The sequence below is a fragment of the Streptacidiphilus sp. MAP12-33 genome, assembly GCF_041261265.1.
Taxonomy (GTDB): domain Bacteria; phylum Actinomycetota; class Actinomycetes; order Streptomycetales; family Streptomycetaceae; genus Streptacidiphilus.
In genome coordinates, this window is sequence record NZ_JBGCCA010000001.1 from 1 (window position 1) to 13,828 (window position 13,828).

Consider the following 13,828-nt stretch of genomic DNA (forward strand, 5'->3'; position numbering starts at 1 on the left):
GTGACCAAGCTGGTCAGCCTGGCGAACACGCTGGGCGGCATACCCAGCGACCACATCACCTTCACGACGATGCCGGCCATGAACGACCCCTACAACCCGCAGGCCTGGCTGGCCCCCGCGCCGAACGCGCAGCAGTTGTTCGACGCGATCGCCAACGACCAGTCGCTGTCCGGCGGGCCCTCCACCACCAAGCCGACCGCCGGCGCCTCCGGCGCGGCGAGCGCGACACTGGACCCCTCCACCATCGAGGTCCACGTCTTCAACGGCACCGGGACCCCCGGGCGCGCGGCAGCGGTGCAGGGCGAGCTGACCAGCAAGGGCTACTCCGACGCGATCGTCGAGCACACCGCCCCGCCGTCGGTCAGCGCCAGCAAGGTCGAGTACTCCGCGTCCGACCCGCAGTACAAGAAGCAGGCCCAGCAGGTGGCGAGCGCGCTCGGCCTGCCGTCCTCCTCCCTCACCGTCACCCCCGGCCTGACCACCGTCCACGTGATCGTCGGCCCCGACCTCAAGGTGGGCGCCGGCGGCAGCACCGCCAAGCCCCCGGCCAACATCGGCCAGGCCACCAACGGCGCCCACGCCGAGGTCGCCGGCGACACGGTCAAGTGCGCCCAGGCCTCCCCGTTCCCCCTCGGCGGCCTCCCCTCCTCGGCCGCGGCCTACCAGGGCCTCACCGTCGAGCAGGCGTACGCCCTGGCCACCAAGAACGGCATCCCGGACTCCGACAAGCAGAAGTAGCCGCCGGGTCGGGTAGAGTTACCTTTCGTTGCACCGGGGTGTAGCGCAGCTTGGTAGCGCGCTTCGTTCGGGACGAAGAGGCCGTGGGTTCAAATCCCGCCACCCCGACTTCGCAAAGCGGCCGGAGGCCCTGTCATTCGACAGGGCCTCCGGCCGTTTCGCGGGTACCCGCGCTCAGCGCTTGCGGGCCTCGATCAGGTGGCGGGTGGAGTGGGCCAGGAAGAGGCCGTCGTGGCGGATCCGCGCGTCCATCTCGCGCAGACGGTCCTGGTACGTCGCCACCGAGAAGTCCGGGACCGTCCACAGCACCTTGCGCAGGAAGTAGACGACCGCGCCGACGTCGAAGAACTCCATGCGCAGGCGGGCGGTACGCAGGTCGACCACCTCGAGGCCGACGGCGCGGGCCTCGGCGGTCTCGACGTCGGGGTGGCGGTCCTCGCCGGAGGTCGGCCAGGGGCCGAGGAAGTACTCGGTGAGCTCCAGGGAGGTGGCCGGGCCGACGTGCTGGGAGAGGTAGCTGCCGCCCGGCCCCAGGACGCGGGCGATCTCGCCCCAGTGCACCGAGGCCGGGTGGCGGGAGGAGACCAGGTCGAAGGCGCCGTCGGCGAAGGGGAGCGGGGGCTCGTCCGGATCGGCGACGACCGCGACCCCGCGCGGGTGGAGCAGCCGGGTCGCCCTGGCGAGGTTCGGGGGCCAGGACTCCGTCGCCACCATGGTCGGCGGGTAGGTCTCGGTGGCACCGGCCAGGACCTCGCCGCCGCCGGTCTGGATGTCCAGTGCCGCGTGCGCCTCGCGCAGCCGGGCACCGAGGAGGCGCTGGTAGCCCCACGGCGGGCGCTCCTCGGTCGCGCGGCCGTCGAGCCAGGAGAAGTCCCAGCCGTCGACGGAGACCGCGTCCGCCTCGGCGACGAGGTCGTCGAAGGAGCGGGAGGAGTGGTCCATGGTCGCGAGTATCGCCCGTGGGCGGGCGACGCGCTCGCGAAATATCCCGCCGCATCGCCGCCCTCGGGAGAGGATCGAACGAGAGCAGCAGTCCGCGCAGCCGAGGGAGCGAAGCCCATGGCCGACCGCACGGTCGCCGAGCAGATGATCACCGTCCTGCGCCAGGCCGGTGTGCAGCGGATCTACGGGGTGGTCGGGGACAGCCTGAACCCCGTCGTGGACGCGATCCGGCGCAGCGACGGCGCCATCGAGTGGATCCACGTCCGCAACGAGGAGGCGGGCGCGTTCGCGGCGGCCGCCGAGGCCGAGACGACGGGACGGCTCGCCGTCTGTGCCGGCTCCTGCGGGCCCGGCAACACGCACCTGATCCAGGGCCTGTACGACGCGCACCGCTCGGGTGTGCCGGTGCTCGGGCTCGCCTCGCACATCCCGTCCGCGCAGATCGGCACGGGCTTCTTCCAGGAGACGCACCCGGAGCGGGTCTTCGCGGACTGCTCCGGCTACTGCGAGATGGTCGGCACGCCGGCCCAGCTGCCGCGGGTGCTGCGCACGGCGGTCCAGCACGCGCTCGGACAGAGCGGGGTGTCCGTGGTGGTCTTCCCCGGCGACGTGGCCGCACTGCCCGTCGCCCACCCGACGGGCACGAGCGCGTTCCTGCAGCCGGACCAGCGGGCGACGCCTGTGCCGGCGCAGGCACAGGTCGAGGCACTGGCCGAGGCGATCAACGCGGCGCGCAAGCCGGTGCTCTTCGCGGGAGCGGGGGTGCGCGGCGCGCACGCGGAGGTGATGCGGCTGGCGGAGACGGTCCTCGCGCCGATCGGCCACTCGCTGCGCGGCAAGGAGTGGATCCAGTTCGACAACCCCTTCGACGTCGGCATGAGCGGACTGCTCGGCTACGGCGCGTGCCACGACGCGCTCCACGAGGCGGACCTGGTGCTGCTGCTCGGCACCGACTTCCCCTACGACTCCTTCCTGCCGGGCCGCCACACCGTCCAGATCGACCACGACCCCACCCGCCTCGGGCGGCGCACACCACTGGACCTGGCCGTCCACGGCGACGTCGCCGCGACGCTGCGGGCGGTGCAGCCGCTGCTGAAGCCACGTCAGGACCGGTCGTTCCTGGACGACATGCTGCGCCGTCACGGCGCGGCGCTGGAGCGGGTGGTCGGCGCCTACACGAAGAACATCGAGCACCACACCCCGATCCACCCCGAGTACGTCGCCGCCCTGCTGGACGACGTCGCGGCGGACGACGCGATCTTCACCGTCGACACCGGCATGAACAACGTCTGGGCGGCGCGCTACCTCACGCCCAACGGCCGCCGCCGCGTCATCGGCTCCTTCCTGCACGGCTCCATGGCGAACGCGCTACCGCACGCGATCGGCGCGCAGCTGGCCCATCCGGGGCGGCAGGTCGTGGCGCTGGCCGGGGACGGCGGGCTCGGCATGCTGATGGGCGAGCTGCTGACGCTGAAGAAGTACGCGAGCCGGGCACCGGTGAAGGTGGTGGTCTTCAACAACGGCGCGCTCGGCATGATCAAGCTGGAGATGATGGTCAGCGGCTACCCGGAGTACGAGATCGACAACGGCGACGTCGACTACGCCTCGATCGCCCGCGCCTGTGGCATCGACGGCATCCGGGTCACCGACCCCACCAACGTCCGCTCCGCCCTCGCGGACGCGCTCGCCACCCCGGGCCCTGCCCTGATCGACGTCGTGACGGACCCGAACGCACTCTCCCTGCCACCCACCATCACGGCCGCCCAGCTCAAGGGCTTCGCCCTCGCCGCCGGCCGCACCGTGCTCGACGGCGGCGTCGGCAGGATGCTCGACCTCGCCCGCAGCAACCTGCGCAACATCCCGAGGCCGTGAGCGGCGGTCAGCTGAACACGAGCGGGCAGCGACGCCGTATCGAGTGCCCGGCGCCGACAAGGCGCCCGGGTCCGTGGGCCTCAGAACACCGACCAGCCCGACAGCGTCGTCAGGGCGTCGAGGGCCGCGACGGCGGCGACGCTGTTGCCGGCGGGGTCGAGGGCCGGGCCCCAGGCGCAGACGGAGGCGCGGCCGGGGAGGACGGCGAGGATGCCGCCGCCGACGCCGGACTTGCCCGGGAGGCCGACGCGGTAGGCGAAGTCCCCCGCGGCGTCGTAGGTGCCGCAGGTGAGGAGGATGGCGTTGATGCGCTTGGCCTCGCTGCGGGTGAGCAGGCGGGTGCCGTCGGCGCGCAGGCCGTGGCGGGCGAGGACCAGGCCGGTGCGGGCGAGGTCCTCGCAGGAGGCGGCGATGGCGCAGTGCGCGTAGTACTCGGCCAGGACCGTGTCGACGTCGTTGACCAGGTTGCCGTGGCTCGCGATGAAGTGCGCGAGCGCCGCGTTGCGGTGCCCGTGCTCGGCCTCGGAGGCGGCGACCTCCTGGTCCGTCGTGAGCGCGGCGTTGCCGGACTCGGCCCGCAGGAAGTCGACGACGGCCTGTGCCGCGTGCCCGTCGGTGAGGCTGTGCAGGTGGTCGGTGACGACGATCGCGCCCGCGTTGATGAACGGGTTGCGCGGGATGCCGTGCTCGGTCTCCAGCTGGATCAGCGAGTTGAAGGGGTTTCCGGAGGGCTCGCGGCCGACGCGGTGCCACAGGTCCGGCTCGCCGCCCTCGGCGAGGGCGAGTATCAGCGTCAGCAGCTTGGAGATGCTCTGGATGGAGAACGGGCGCCCCCAGTCGCCGACGCCGAAGACCTCGCCCTCGACGGTGGCCAGGGCCATACCGAACGCGTCCCCGTCCTCGCGCGCCAGCGCGGGGATGTAGTCGGCGACCCGGCCCGTCCCGGCGGTGCGCAGGGCCGCGGTCATCGAGGCGGCGAGCAGTTCCTGGTAGTCCACGGCGTTGTCCACCCGGACATTCTCGCTGGTCGAGGCGGCCCGGCCCGATTCCCGGACAGGGGCGGGGCCGGTGGTTACGATGACAGGACAAGTTACTCGCCGGTAGACACCCGAGGAGCTCCGCCACCATGACCGCACCGCAGCACGCCCCCACCCTGGACCGCGACGGCGAGGTCTTCGTCCTCGACATCGGTGACGGCGAGAACCGCTTCCACCCCAACTGGCTGACCGCCGTCGGCGCACTGCTGGACGAGGTGGAGCAGGCGGAAGGGCCCAAGGCCCTGGTGACCGCCGCCACCGGGAAGTTCTTCTCCAACGGCCTGGACCTGGAGTGGCTCTTCGCCCACGCCGACCGGGCCGGCGCCTACGTCGAGTCGGTGCAGGCGCTCTTCGCGCGCCTGCTGACGCTCCCCCTCGTGACGGTCGCCGCGCTCCAGGGGCACACCTACGCGGCCGGGGCGATGCTCTCGCTCACCCACGACCTGCGGATCATGCGGGCCGACCGCGGCTTCTGGTGCCTGCCGGAGGCGGAGATCAACATCCCCTTCACCCAGGGCATGTCCGCGCTGATCCAGGCCCGGCTGGCCCCGCAGACCGCGCACACCGCCATGGTCACCGCCCGCCGCTTCGGCGGCGTGGACGCGGCGACGGCCGGGATCGTCGACGCCACCGCCGACGAGGCGGGCCTGCGCGCCGCCGCGATCGAGCTGGTCCGCCCGCACGCCGCCAAGGCGGGCCCGACGGTCGGCACGATCAAGGAGCGCCTGTACGCGCCGGTCCTGGAGGCGCTCCGCGAGAAGGACGTCCCGCTGGGCTGAGGTGGCCGGTCGCCGAGGGAGGGGCCTGTTCCGTCCGGACCCGTGCCGGTCCGGCCTGACGGCACGTCGCATTGCGGGCCCGGACGGGCACGCCGACCGTGGAGGGGTGGACGAGAAGCGAGGGGACGCCGCGGCCTGGTGGGCGACGCTGCCGCCCGCCGCCGGATCGGCGGTGATGGCGACCGGGATCGTCTCGGTCGGCCTGCACCTGGTGGGACCAGAAGGGCTCTCGGTGGCCCTGCTCGTACTCGGCGGCGCGGCCTGGCTCGTGCTCGCCGCCGCGTTCGTGTTCCGGCTGCTGCGGGACCGCAGCCGCTGGGAGGCCGAGGCGGACACCCCGCCCGCGCTGACCGCCGTCGCGGCGACGACCGTGCTCGGCACCCGCGTCTGCCTGCTGGGCTCCTCCGGATGGCGGGCCCTGGCCGTCGCCGCGCTGGTGGTGGCCGTCCTCGCCTGGACCGTGCTGCTGCCGCACGTCGTTCGCCACTGGGCCCGGCACGGCATGCCCGGCGCGGTCTTCCTGGTCTGCGTCGCGACGCAGGGCCTGGCCGTCCTCGGCGCGACGCTGGCCGCCGCCCTTCCCGTGACGTGGCTGGCCTGGGCGGCGCTGGTCTGCTGCGGGCTCGGTCTGGCGCTGTACGTGGTGGCGTTCCGTCACTTCGACCTGCGTCAGATCGCGACCGGCGCGGGCGACCACTGGGTGGCGGGCGGCGCCCTGGCCATCACCGCCCTGGCGGGCGCGAAACTGCTCGCCGTCCCGGCCTGGCACGGCACCGGGCTCCACGCCGTGCTGCGGCCGCTGACACTGGCCGTCCTGACGCTGGTGCTCCTGTGGTACCTGGTCCTGGTCCTCGCCGAGCTGCGCTGGCCGCGCCCCCGCTACGACCTGCGCCGCTGGGCGACGGTCTTCCCGATGGGCATGACGGCCGCCGCCACCCTCTCGACCGCGACGGCGGCCTCGGTCTCCTGGCTCCGCACCCCGGGCCAGGTCCTCCTCTGGCTCGCGGTGGCCGCCTGGGCCTTGACTCTCATCGGTCTGCTCCGCACCCTGATCCGTCCGCACCGGGCCGACGCCGCGCAGCCGCGCGGGTGACGCGGCCGGCGCGGCCGAGCGGCGGACTCGCGGGCGTCAGCGGCGGGCGGTCGCCGACGCGGTGTCCGCCAAGGGCGCCACGGTGGTGGCGGTCGGGGCGGCCGCGAGGCGGCGGGCGCAGGCGCGGTGCTGGAGGGTGGCGTTCGCGGCCACCGCGAGGCCGAGGCCGAGCCAGCCGACCGGGCCCGCGGCCATGACGACGCCGGTGAGCAGCAGCGGTCCGGCGGACTTCTGGATCGACTGCGACATCCCCGCGACGCCCAGGTACGCCGCACGTGAGCCCTCGGGAGCAAGGAGGACCGAGAGCTCCCAGGAACTGACCGAGCGCAGCAGCTCCGCCACCGTCACCAGGACCGCCGCCGCGAGCAGCGCGAGCGAGGCTCCGACTGCGCCGCCGCCGGTCGTCGCGGCCAGCAGCAGGCAGGTGAGCAGCAGGGCCGCGCCGTACAGGAGTACGGAGCGGACCGCCCCGCGCGGTCCCTCCGCCGCGGCGGAGACGCGCAGCTGGAGGACCACCACGAGGACCGTGTTCACGGCGAGGAACGCGGGCACGAGCGCGTGCGGCGCGGTGGTGTGGGCGACCAGCCACAGCGGCAGGCCCACGTTGAGGATCGAGTCGTCGAGGCAGAGCGGGATGTCGCGCAGGACGAAGAGCAGGTAGCCGCGGTCCCGCCAGGGGCTGCGCGCCGCCTCGCCGTCGCCGGACCCGGCCGCCCCGACGACGGCGGAGGCGGACGCGGAGGACGCGGAGGACGCGGAGGACGCGACGGGTGTGCTCGTCGCCGTGGGCTCGGCGGTGCGCCAGACCAGGGCCGCGGCCAGCAGGTAGGAGACGCCGTTGCCGAGAGCGAGCGCCCGGTACGCGCCGTCGGTACCGACCGCGAGGCCGGCCGCCGCGATCCCCGCGCCCAGCGCGTAGCCGGCGTTCGCGGTGGTGCGGGCCAGCGCCTGGTAGCCGGTGCGGCGGTCCCCGGCGACACGCGTGGCGAACAGCATCTCCAGCATCTTGGCGCCCCTCTCCCCGAGCGCCGTGACGGCCACGACCGGGAGCAGCATCGCCACGCCGTGGCCCAGCAGCAGCCCGCCGACCGCCACCAGGCGGATCAGGTGACTGCCGATCAGCAACCCGCGTGCGGGGAGGCGCCCGGCCAGCCAGCCCGCCAGCGGCGAGCCCGCGATCCCGGCGAGCCCGGCGACGCCCAGCAACAGGCCGATCTGACGGGCGCCCAGGTGGGAGACGAAGGTGAAGTACAGCACCGAGGAAGCGGCCCAGACGCCCGTCCCGGTGCGGTCGACGAGCATCGCCCCCAGCATGATCCGCGCGTCGCGTCCGCCCGGCGGGCGCCGCAGCTGGGCCAGGAGCCCCTCGTTCGCCGTCACCTCGTGCCCCCGCTCCCGTGCACTTATCTTGACATCAAGAGACTTGACGTCAAGATGTTAGCCGGGGCCCCGCGACGTGGTCAACATCACTCGGAAGCCGCAGCTGACGCACTTTCAGCCAGGTGGCCTCGTTGCCCGGTACACAGGCCAGGTTCTGACGGTGTCGCAGCGGGCAGGGCGGCCCGGCGTCGCCCAAGGAGCCCGCCCGGCACGCTCGAAGCCCTGAATCGGACGGGCAGGAACCGATTAGTGTGGTTTGACCGTCCTAAGCGCCGGATCAGATCAACCTTTGATCACTTCTTTCACTCAGTCCTCACTCTCTGACCGATCAGGGCCGAGACCACGCCGGAGCAGCGCGATGAACCACCAGTCCACCCCGCCCGGGGAGTCCGTCATGGCGCCGTTCGGCGCACCCGGCGGGAGCGGCGAGCCGGGCGTGTGCGGGGAGTGCGGCGCACCGGTTCCCGACGGCGGGCCCGTCGGCGGCGCCAAGCGCCGCAAGCGGCGGCGCGTGCTGGTCTGGACCGCGGTGGTGGCCTGCCTCGCCGCGGTCGTGGGTGTGGCCATACCCGTGATGAAGCACTACGAGATCCCGCCGTTCAGTGAGAAGGGCCAGCCGCTGGCCTTCGACACGCCCGGCCCGCAGGGTGGAGGCGGCCAGAACGGCGGCGGTGACGGCAAGCCCGCCGCGGTCGACGCGCTGACCCAGCTGCCGACCGGCCCCGAGGCGCCGTGGAAGGTCGAGCACACGCTCGACGACGGCACCCACATCGGCGTCATCACGTACCACGGCCCGAAGTCCGGCTACACCGGCAAGGTCTGGGTCTGGGCGCCCAAGGCGTACAGCGACCCGAAGTACGCCCACAGCGGCTTCCCGGTCATGATCGCGCTGCCGGGCGGCCCGGGCTTCAACGACAACTACTGGAAGGACCCCGGCCTCAAGCTGGAGCAGAGCATCACCCAGTGGTACCAGCAGGGCAAGAGCAAGCCCTTCCTGGTGGTCATGCCAGTGCTGAACCCGGGCCCCGACGACCACGCCCACTACTGGGACGGCAGTGACATCCCCGGCCAGCCCAAGATGGGCACCTGGCTGACGGACGACATCCCGGACCTGATGCGGCAGAACTTCCGGACCATCAAGTCGCGCGACGGCTGGGCCTTCATGGGCTCCTCCAGCGGCGGCTTCGCCGGCCTCAAGGCCGTGCTGAAGTACCCGGAGAAGTTCAAGGCCGCGCTGATCTCCGGGCCTGACATCGTGGCGGACTCGCCGTTCTGGAAGGGCCACGCCAAGGAGCAGGCGGCGAACAACCCGCCCGTGCTGGCCAAGCAGCTGCTCGCCCGCGGCGGACCCGACATCTACCTGGCGTTCCAGTACGGCACCCGGGAGGGATCGGGCGAGATCGGCGCGGTGACGGGGTTCCTCAAGCAGTTCGGCAACAAGGGACCGATCCACACGACCGTCAACGTCATCCAGGGCGGGCGCCACAACGCCTACACCTACGTTCCGGCGATGGGCACCGGCCTGATCACCTGGTTCAGCGACCAGCTGATCGGCCCCACGCCGTCCCCGTGAGCGCAGGAGTGTGACGGCAGTCACATTCCTGTCCGTCACAGACGCGTCCTCCTTCCCGTCGAGAAGACGAACCACCCCGACGGGAAGGACCCCACGATGCTCAGCCGTGCCCGTCGGCGGGTGGCGTCCGCACACGCTTGCCGGGCCGCGACGGCGGCCGAGGCCCGGCCGCTCGTCGAGGCCTTCCTCGCCTCTTCACCGCGGTGTTCGAACGCTTCTACGCCGGGACGGAGATCACGTTCGCGTCGTACAACCACGCACCGGCGCTCGTCATCCGAACGCCGGTGCGTGAAGTGGTCTACGTCTTCGGTTGTGACGCCGAGGGCCGGATCGCCGAGGTCTACGCGGTGCTCAACCCCGACAAGCTCCGGCGGTCGGGGCTCAGTGGACCAGCAGGGCCTGGTGCGGCACCGGAACGGCGGACCCGTCCCAGTTCATGATCCACAGCACGTCCTTGACCGGGGCCTTGACCGTGTAGTCCACGACCCGGACCCGGAGCTCGAAGGTCTTCGAGGCGCCGTTGGCCAGACCGGCCGCGTTCAGGTCCTTGGCGAACGGCTGCCAGTGCCCCTTGGCGGCCGAACCGACCCACTCGTCGACGGCGAGCTTGGCGCCCGGTGCCTGCTGGAGCATCGGCTCCATGAGCCAGGCCTGGTTCAGGGCCGCGCCGGTGTGGTTGGTGACCGTCAGCGACTCGAAGGCCGGGTGGCCGACGGAGAGGCTGGTGTCACCCGTCAGCTTCTCGACGACCGGACCACCGGTGCCCTTGCCGACCTTGATCCCCACGGTGGCGATCGAGGGCCGCACGGGGCCCGGGCCCACGGCGCCGACAGCGACCTCGATGCCCTTGTCGTTGCGCGGGAACGCCTTGGTGGCCGCGAGCGCGATCTTCCAGGAGAAGGTCGCGTGGGCCGGGATGGTGAAGTAGCCCCACTTGGTGCCCGCGGGGTGGAAGATACCGATGTAGCCCGGGGTCTGCGACTCGAACAGGCTCCCCGTGGCGGGCGTGCGGCCGAGTGCCGTGACGGAGCCGTTCAGCTCACCGTGGCTCAGGTACACGGAGCCCTGGGCCATGACGCTCAGCAGGCCGTCGAACTTCTGGGCCTTGCCGCTGGTGTTGGTGACCTTGAACACCTCGGTCCGGGCGGCGCCACCCGGCGTGATGGCAGCGCCCGTGGTCGGGGTGAACGAGACCCGCAGCGCCGGCGGCGTGGCGGTCGCCGCGTTCGCGGCGGCCGGGAAGGCCAGCGCGGCGGAGCCGAGCAGCGCGGCGGCCGCGACGGTGGCGGCGGCTGAACGGGTGAGGCGAGCGGACATCAGGAGCCCCCCAGGCTGTGTTGACGCGATGGTCCGGAGCGGTTTCTGTTCGCTGCGCTCCCGGCGGGAAGAACACTAGGACGGGAACGATCTTCGAACCAGACGCGCACTGTCACAGGCGTGCAACAGGCGCGGACGTATGCGGACGTATATGGGGAAGGCTCGGGGCCCGGCGGCGGATAGTCTTGGCCCATGTCTGCTGCTACCCCGGTCCGTGTCCGCTTCGCCCCCTCGCCCACCGGCATGTTCCACGTCGGGGGTGCCCGCTCCGCGCTGTACAACTGGGCCGTGGCGCGACAGTCCGGCGGCGTCTTCGTGCTGCGCGTCGAGGACACCGACGCCGCGCGCAACAAGCCCGAGTGGACCGACGGCATCATCAACGCGCTCGCCGCGATCGGCATCCACCAGGACGACCCGACCTTCGAGGGCCCCTACTTCCAGTCGCAGAACGCCGAGCGGCACCGCGAGGCGGCCGCCCAGCTCCTCGCCTCGGGCCACGCCTACTACTGCGACTGCACCCGGGAGATGCTGACCGCCCGCACCGGCTCCGAGCACCTCGGCTACGACGGCTTCTGCCGCGACCGCGGCCTCGCGTACGCCGAGGGCCGCGCGCTGCGCTTCCGCACCCCCGACGAGGGCGAGACCACCGTCAAGGACGTGGTGCGCGGCGACACCGTCTTCCCGAACAAGGCCATCGAGGACTTCGTCATCGCCCGCGGTGACGGCTCGGCCGTCTTCCTGCTGGCCAACGTCGTCGACGACCTCGACGAGAAGATCACCGAGGTGATCCGCGGCGAGGAGCACCTGTCCAACACCCCCAAGCAGCAGCTGCTCTGGGAGGCGCTGGGCGCGACCCCGCCGGTCTGGGCGCACCTGTCGGTGATCGTCAACGAGAAGCGGCAGAAGCTCTCCAAGCGCCGGGACAAGGTCGCACTCGAGGACTACCTGGCGGAGGGCTTCCTGCCCGAGGCCATGGTCAACTACCTGATGCTGCTGGGCTGGTCCCCGGGCGAGGACGAGGAGATCCTCCCGTTCGAGGAGCTGGTGCGCCGCTTCCGCATCGAGGACGTCAACACCTCGCCGGCCTTCTTCGACATCAAGAAGCTGACGGCCTTCAACGGCGAGTACATCCGCGCGCTGACGCCGGAGCAGTTCCTCGCCGCGTGCGCGCCGTACCTGACCGCGCCGTACGCGACGTGGACGCCGGAGCAGTTCGACCGGGCCCTGTTCGAGACGGTCGCGCCGCTGGCGCAGACGCGCCTCGCGGTGCTGTCGGAGATCACCGCCAACGTGGACTTCCTCTTCCTCGACCAGCCGGTGGAGGACGAGGCGTCCTGGTCCAAGGCGATGAAGCCCGGCGCGGACGCAATCCTGCGCGACGCGCGGAGCGCGTACGAGACCGCGGAGTGGGCGGCCGAGCCGCTGAAGGAGACGCTGCTCGCCATCGGCGAGAAGCACGGCCTGAAGCTGGGCAAGGCCCAGGCTCCCGTCCGCGTGGCCGTCACCGGCCGCACGGTGGGCCTCCCGCTCTTCGAGTCCCTCGAGGCGCTGGGCCGCGACCGCGTCCTCGCCCGCCTGGACGCGGCCATCGCGAAGCTGTAGCAGCGCCACAAGGGGGCGTTGCACTGTCCAGGGGCGCGGGTCTCTGCTCGATCAACTGCGTGCGCGAGCAACCCACTTAAGGCGGATGGCCCTGCTCGCTCGGGATCTCGATGTCGTGGGTGGCTTGTCGCTCCCCCCGGGGAGCGACCTATCGGTGGAGCCCCGCGCCCCTGGACAGTGCTCCCGCCGCATTGGTGACCGTGATCGCCACCTCGACGGCCTTGCCGAACTCCCGCGCCAGGCGCGGCCACAGGACGCGGGGGAGGTAGGGCGCGCCCGGGCCCTCGCCCGTGGTCGCGCGGGCGGAGGCGATCACGGTGTCCCCACCGATCAGCAGCTGGTCCGCGCGCCCGGCGTCGATCAACGACGCCAGCGCGGCGAACAGCCGCCAGTCCGTGGCGTGGTGCGTGCGCGAGGGGCCCTCGAAGCCCAGGAAGCAGCCCGTGGCGGCGAGTTCGCGCAACGCGCGGTCGTCGGGGAACCGGTTCAGGTGCCCGAGGATCACCGATTCCGGTGCCACGCCCAGCTCGTCGCAGAGCAGCGCCGCGACCTCCGCACCGGAGGTGCCGTGCTCCAGGTGGACGCCGACCGGCGCACCGCAGGCGTGGTGGGCCTCGGCGGCGGCGCGCATCGTCCAGCGGGCATGGGCGTCGAGGCCGTGGAATCCGCCCGCGACTTTGATCATCCCGGCCCGGACTCCCGGAACGATCCCCTCGGTCAGCTCCCGGACGAAGACCTCCGCGAGCCGGGGACCGGCGAGCGACTCCACCACCGTCGGCGCGTAGTGGCGGGCCTGGTGCAGGCCGGTGGCGGCGACGAGGTGGACGCCCGTCCGCCGGGCCAGGCCCGGCAGTTCGGCCGCGTGCCGGCCCATGCCGTAGGGCGTCCACTGGACGAGCGCGCCACCACCGAGGCGGGCGAACTCCGCGAGCTCGGCCCCGGCGGCCGCCGCGTCGTCCAGCTCCTGGCCCGGCAACGCGACCGAGCGCAGGAACAGATGGTCGTGCGCGTCGACCCGCCCCAGCTCCGCCGCGGGGACGTCGCCGAGCACCGTGCGCACCAGGGACGGTGTCACGCGTCCACCGCCGCGAACGCCGTGCCGACCGCGCGCAGACCGGCGAGAGCCTTGGGAACGCCGACGTAGGGCGCCAGATGGACCATGCTCTCCACGATCTCCTCCCGGCTCATGCCGATCCGCAGGCTGGTCCGCACGTGCCCGACGAGCTGCGGCTCCACGCCCCCGAGCGCGGTGAGCGCCGCCAGGTTGAGCAACTGGCGGTCCCGCAGGGAGAGGTCGCCCTCGCGTTGGTAGGTGCCGCCGAAGAGGGCCGTGACGACCCAGTCGGTGAAGCCGGGCGCCAGGCCCTCCAGGGCCGGGAACGCGGCCTGCTGGGTCGCCTGGTCCTGGAGTTCGTCGAGCAGCGCGTAGCCCGCCTCACGGTCGAGCGTGGCGCGGGTGAATCGGTCTTGCATCTGACTGCCTCCCCGGGTTTGC

Annotated in this window: 12 protein-coding genes and 1 tRNA gene; 7 read left to right on the forward strand and 6 right to left on the reverse strand. The window is 72.5% G+C overall.

Annotated elements, in window-relative coordinates:
• The coding region (locus tag ABH931_RS00005; RefSeq protein ID WP_370108541.1) for an LCP family protein at window positions 1-738 on the forward strand (738 nt) is incomplete at its 5' end.
• A 34-nt stretch (window positions 739-772) separates the two neighbouring features.
• Window positions 773-846: transfer RNA gene (locus tag ABH931_RS00010), tRNA-Pro, on the forward strand.
• A 66-nt stretch (window positions 847-912) separates the two neighbouring features.
• Here ABH931_RS00010 and ABH931_RS00015 read toward each other — a convergent pair.
• Window positions 913-1,680: a class I SAM-dependent methyltransferase gene (locus ABH931_RS00015; RefSeq protein WP_370108543.1), complete on the reverse strand. Its 768-nt coding sequence runs from the start codon at window positions 1,678-1,680 to the stop codon at window positions 913-915.
• A gap of 117 nt (window positions 1,681-1,797) precedes the next feature.
• Between ABH931_RS00015 and ABH931_RS00020 the strand changes: the two genes are divergently transcribed.
• Window positions 1,798-3,552, forward strand: coding sequence for a pyruvate dehydrogenase (locus tag ABH931_RS00020; protein ID WP_370108545.1), 1,755 nt, complete (start codon window positions 1,798-1,800; stop codon window positions 3,550-3,552).
• A gap of 80 nt (window positions 3,553-3,632) precedes the next feature.
• Here ABH931_RS00020 and ABH931_RS00025 read toward each other — a convergent pair whose 3' ends face one another.
• Window positions 3,633-4,562, reverse strand: coding sequence for a glutaminase (locus ABH931_RS00025; protein WP_370108547.1), 930 nt, complete (start codon window positions 4,560-4,562; stop codon window positions 3,633-3,635).
• Window positions 4,563-4,678: 116 nt separating this feature from the next.
• Between ABH931_RS00025 and ABH931_RS00030 the strand changes: the two genes are divergently transcribed.
• Together ABH931_RS00030 and ABH931_RS00035 are read left to right on the forward strand one after the other, a co-directional pair.
• A complete protein-coding gene (locus tag ABH931_RS00030; RefSeq protein WP_370108549.1) occupies window positions 4,679-5,368 on the forward strand; it encodes an enoyl-CoA hydratase-related protein in 690 nt (229 codons plus the stop codon).
• Window positions 5,369-5,474: 106 nt separating this feature from the next.
• Complete coding sequence (locus tag ABH931_RS00035) at window positions 5,475-6,461, forward strand: tellurite resistance/C4-dicarboxylate transporter family protein (RefSeq protein WP_370108551.1); 987 nt, start codon at window positions 5,475-5,477, stop codon at window positions 6,459-6,461.
• Window positions 6,462-6,497: 36 nt separating this feature from the next.
• Here the strand turns inward: ABH931_RS00035 and ABH931_RS00040 are convergent, their stop codons facing one another.
• On the reverse strand, window positions 6,498-7,841 hold the full coding sequence (locus ABH931_RS00040) for an MFS transporter (RefSeq protein ID WP_370108552.1): 1,344 nt from the start codon (window positions 7,839-7,841) through the stop codon (window positions 6,498-6,500).
• A gap of 358 nt (window positions 7,842-8,199) precedes the next feature.
• Here ABH931_RS00040 and ABH931_RS00045 point away from each other — a divergent pair, with 358 nt between their 5' ends.
• Window positions 8,200-9,414 carry an alpha/beta hydrolase gene (locus ABH931_RS00045; protein WP_370108554.1) on the forward strand — a complete coding sequence of 405 codons (1,215 nt, stop codon included), beginning with the start codon at window positions 8,200-8,202 and terminating at the stop codon, window positions 9,412-9,414.
• A gap of 381 nt (window positions 9,415-9,795) precedes the next feature.
• Here the strand turns inward: ABH931_RS00045 and ABH931_RS00050 are convergent, their stop codons facing one another.
• The gene (locus ABH931_RS00050) at window positions 9,796-10,731 is read right to left on the reverse strand and encodes a hypothetical protein (protein ID WP_370108556.1); all 936 of its coding nucleotides are present in this window, start codon (window positions 10,729-10,731) and stop codon (window positions 9,796-9,798) included.
• A gap of 243 nt (window positions 10,732-10,974) precedes the next feature.
• Here ABH931_RS00050 and gltX point away from each other — a divergent pair, with 243 nt between their 5' ends.
• Complete coding sequence (gltX, locus tag ABH931_RS00055; RefSeq protein ID WP_370109431.1) at window positions 10,975-12,333, forward strand: glutamate--tRNA ligase; 1,359 nt, start codon at window positions 10,975-10,977, stop codon at window positions 12,331-12,333.
• Window positions 12,334-12,481: 148 nt separating this feature from the next.
• Here the strand turns inward: gltX and ABH931_RS00060 are convergent, their stop codons facing one another.
• Window positions 12,482-13,408 (reverse strand): phosphotriesterase, encoded by a 927-nt coding sequence (locus ABH931_RS00060; protein ID WP_370108557.1) that lies wholly within the window; start codon window positions 13,406-13,408, stop codon window positions 12,482-12,484.
• Window positions 13,405-13,806, reverse strand: coding sequence for a carboxymuconolactone decarboxylase family protein (locus ABH931_RS00065; RefSeq protein ID WP_370108559.1), 402 nt, complete (start codon window positions 13,804-13,806; stop codon window positions 13,405-13,407). The genes ABH931_RS00060 and ABH931_RS00065 overlap by 4 nt, the downstream gene beginning before the upstream one ends.
• Between the last annotated feature and the right edge of the window lie 22 nt (window positions 13,807-13,828).

Bases quoted from the DNA above. Each gene is read 5' to 3' on its own strand.
- ABH931_RS00030 (WP_370108549.1), top strand. From the start codon at position 4,679: ATGACCGCACCGCAGCACGCCCCCACCCTGGACCGCGACGGCGAGGTC.
- ABH931_RS00065 (WP_370108559.1), bottom strand. From the start codon at position 13,806: ATGCAAGACCGATTCACCCGCGCCACGCTCGACCGTGAGGCGGGCTAC.
- ABH931_RS00015 (WP_370108543.1), bottom strand. From the start codon at position 1,680: ATGGACCACTCCTCCCGCTCCTTCGACGACCTCGTCGCCGAGGCGGAC.
- ABH931_RS00050 (WP_370108556.1), bottom strand. From the start codon at position 10,731: ATGTCCGCTCGCCTCACCCGTTCAGCCGCCGCCACCGTCGCGGCCGCC.
- ABH931_RS00020 (WP_370108545.1), top strand. From the start codon at position 1,798: ATGGCCGACCGCACGGTCGCCGAGCAGATGATCACCGTCCTGCGCCAG.
- gltX (WP_370109431.1), top strand. From the start codon at position 10,975: ATGTTCCACGTCGGGGGTGCCCGCTCCGCGCTGTACAACTGGGCCGTG.
- ABH931_RS00045 (WP_370108554.1), top strand. From the start codon at position 8,200: ATGAACCACCAGTCCACCCCGCCCGGGGAGTCCGTCATGGCGCCGTTC.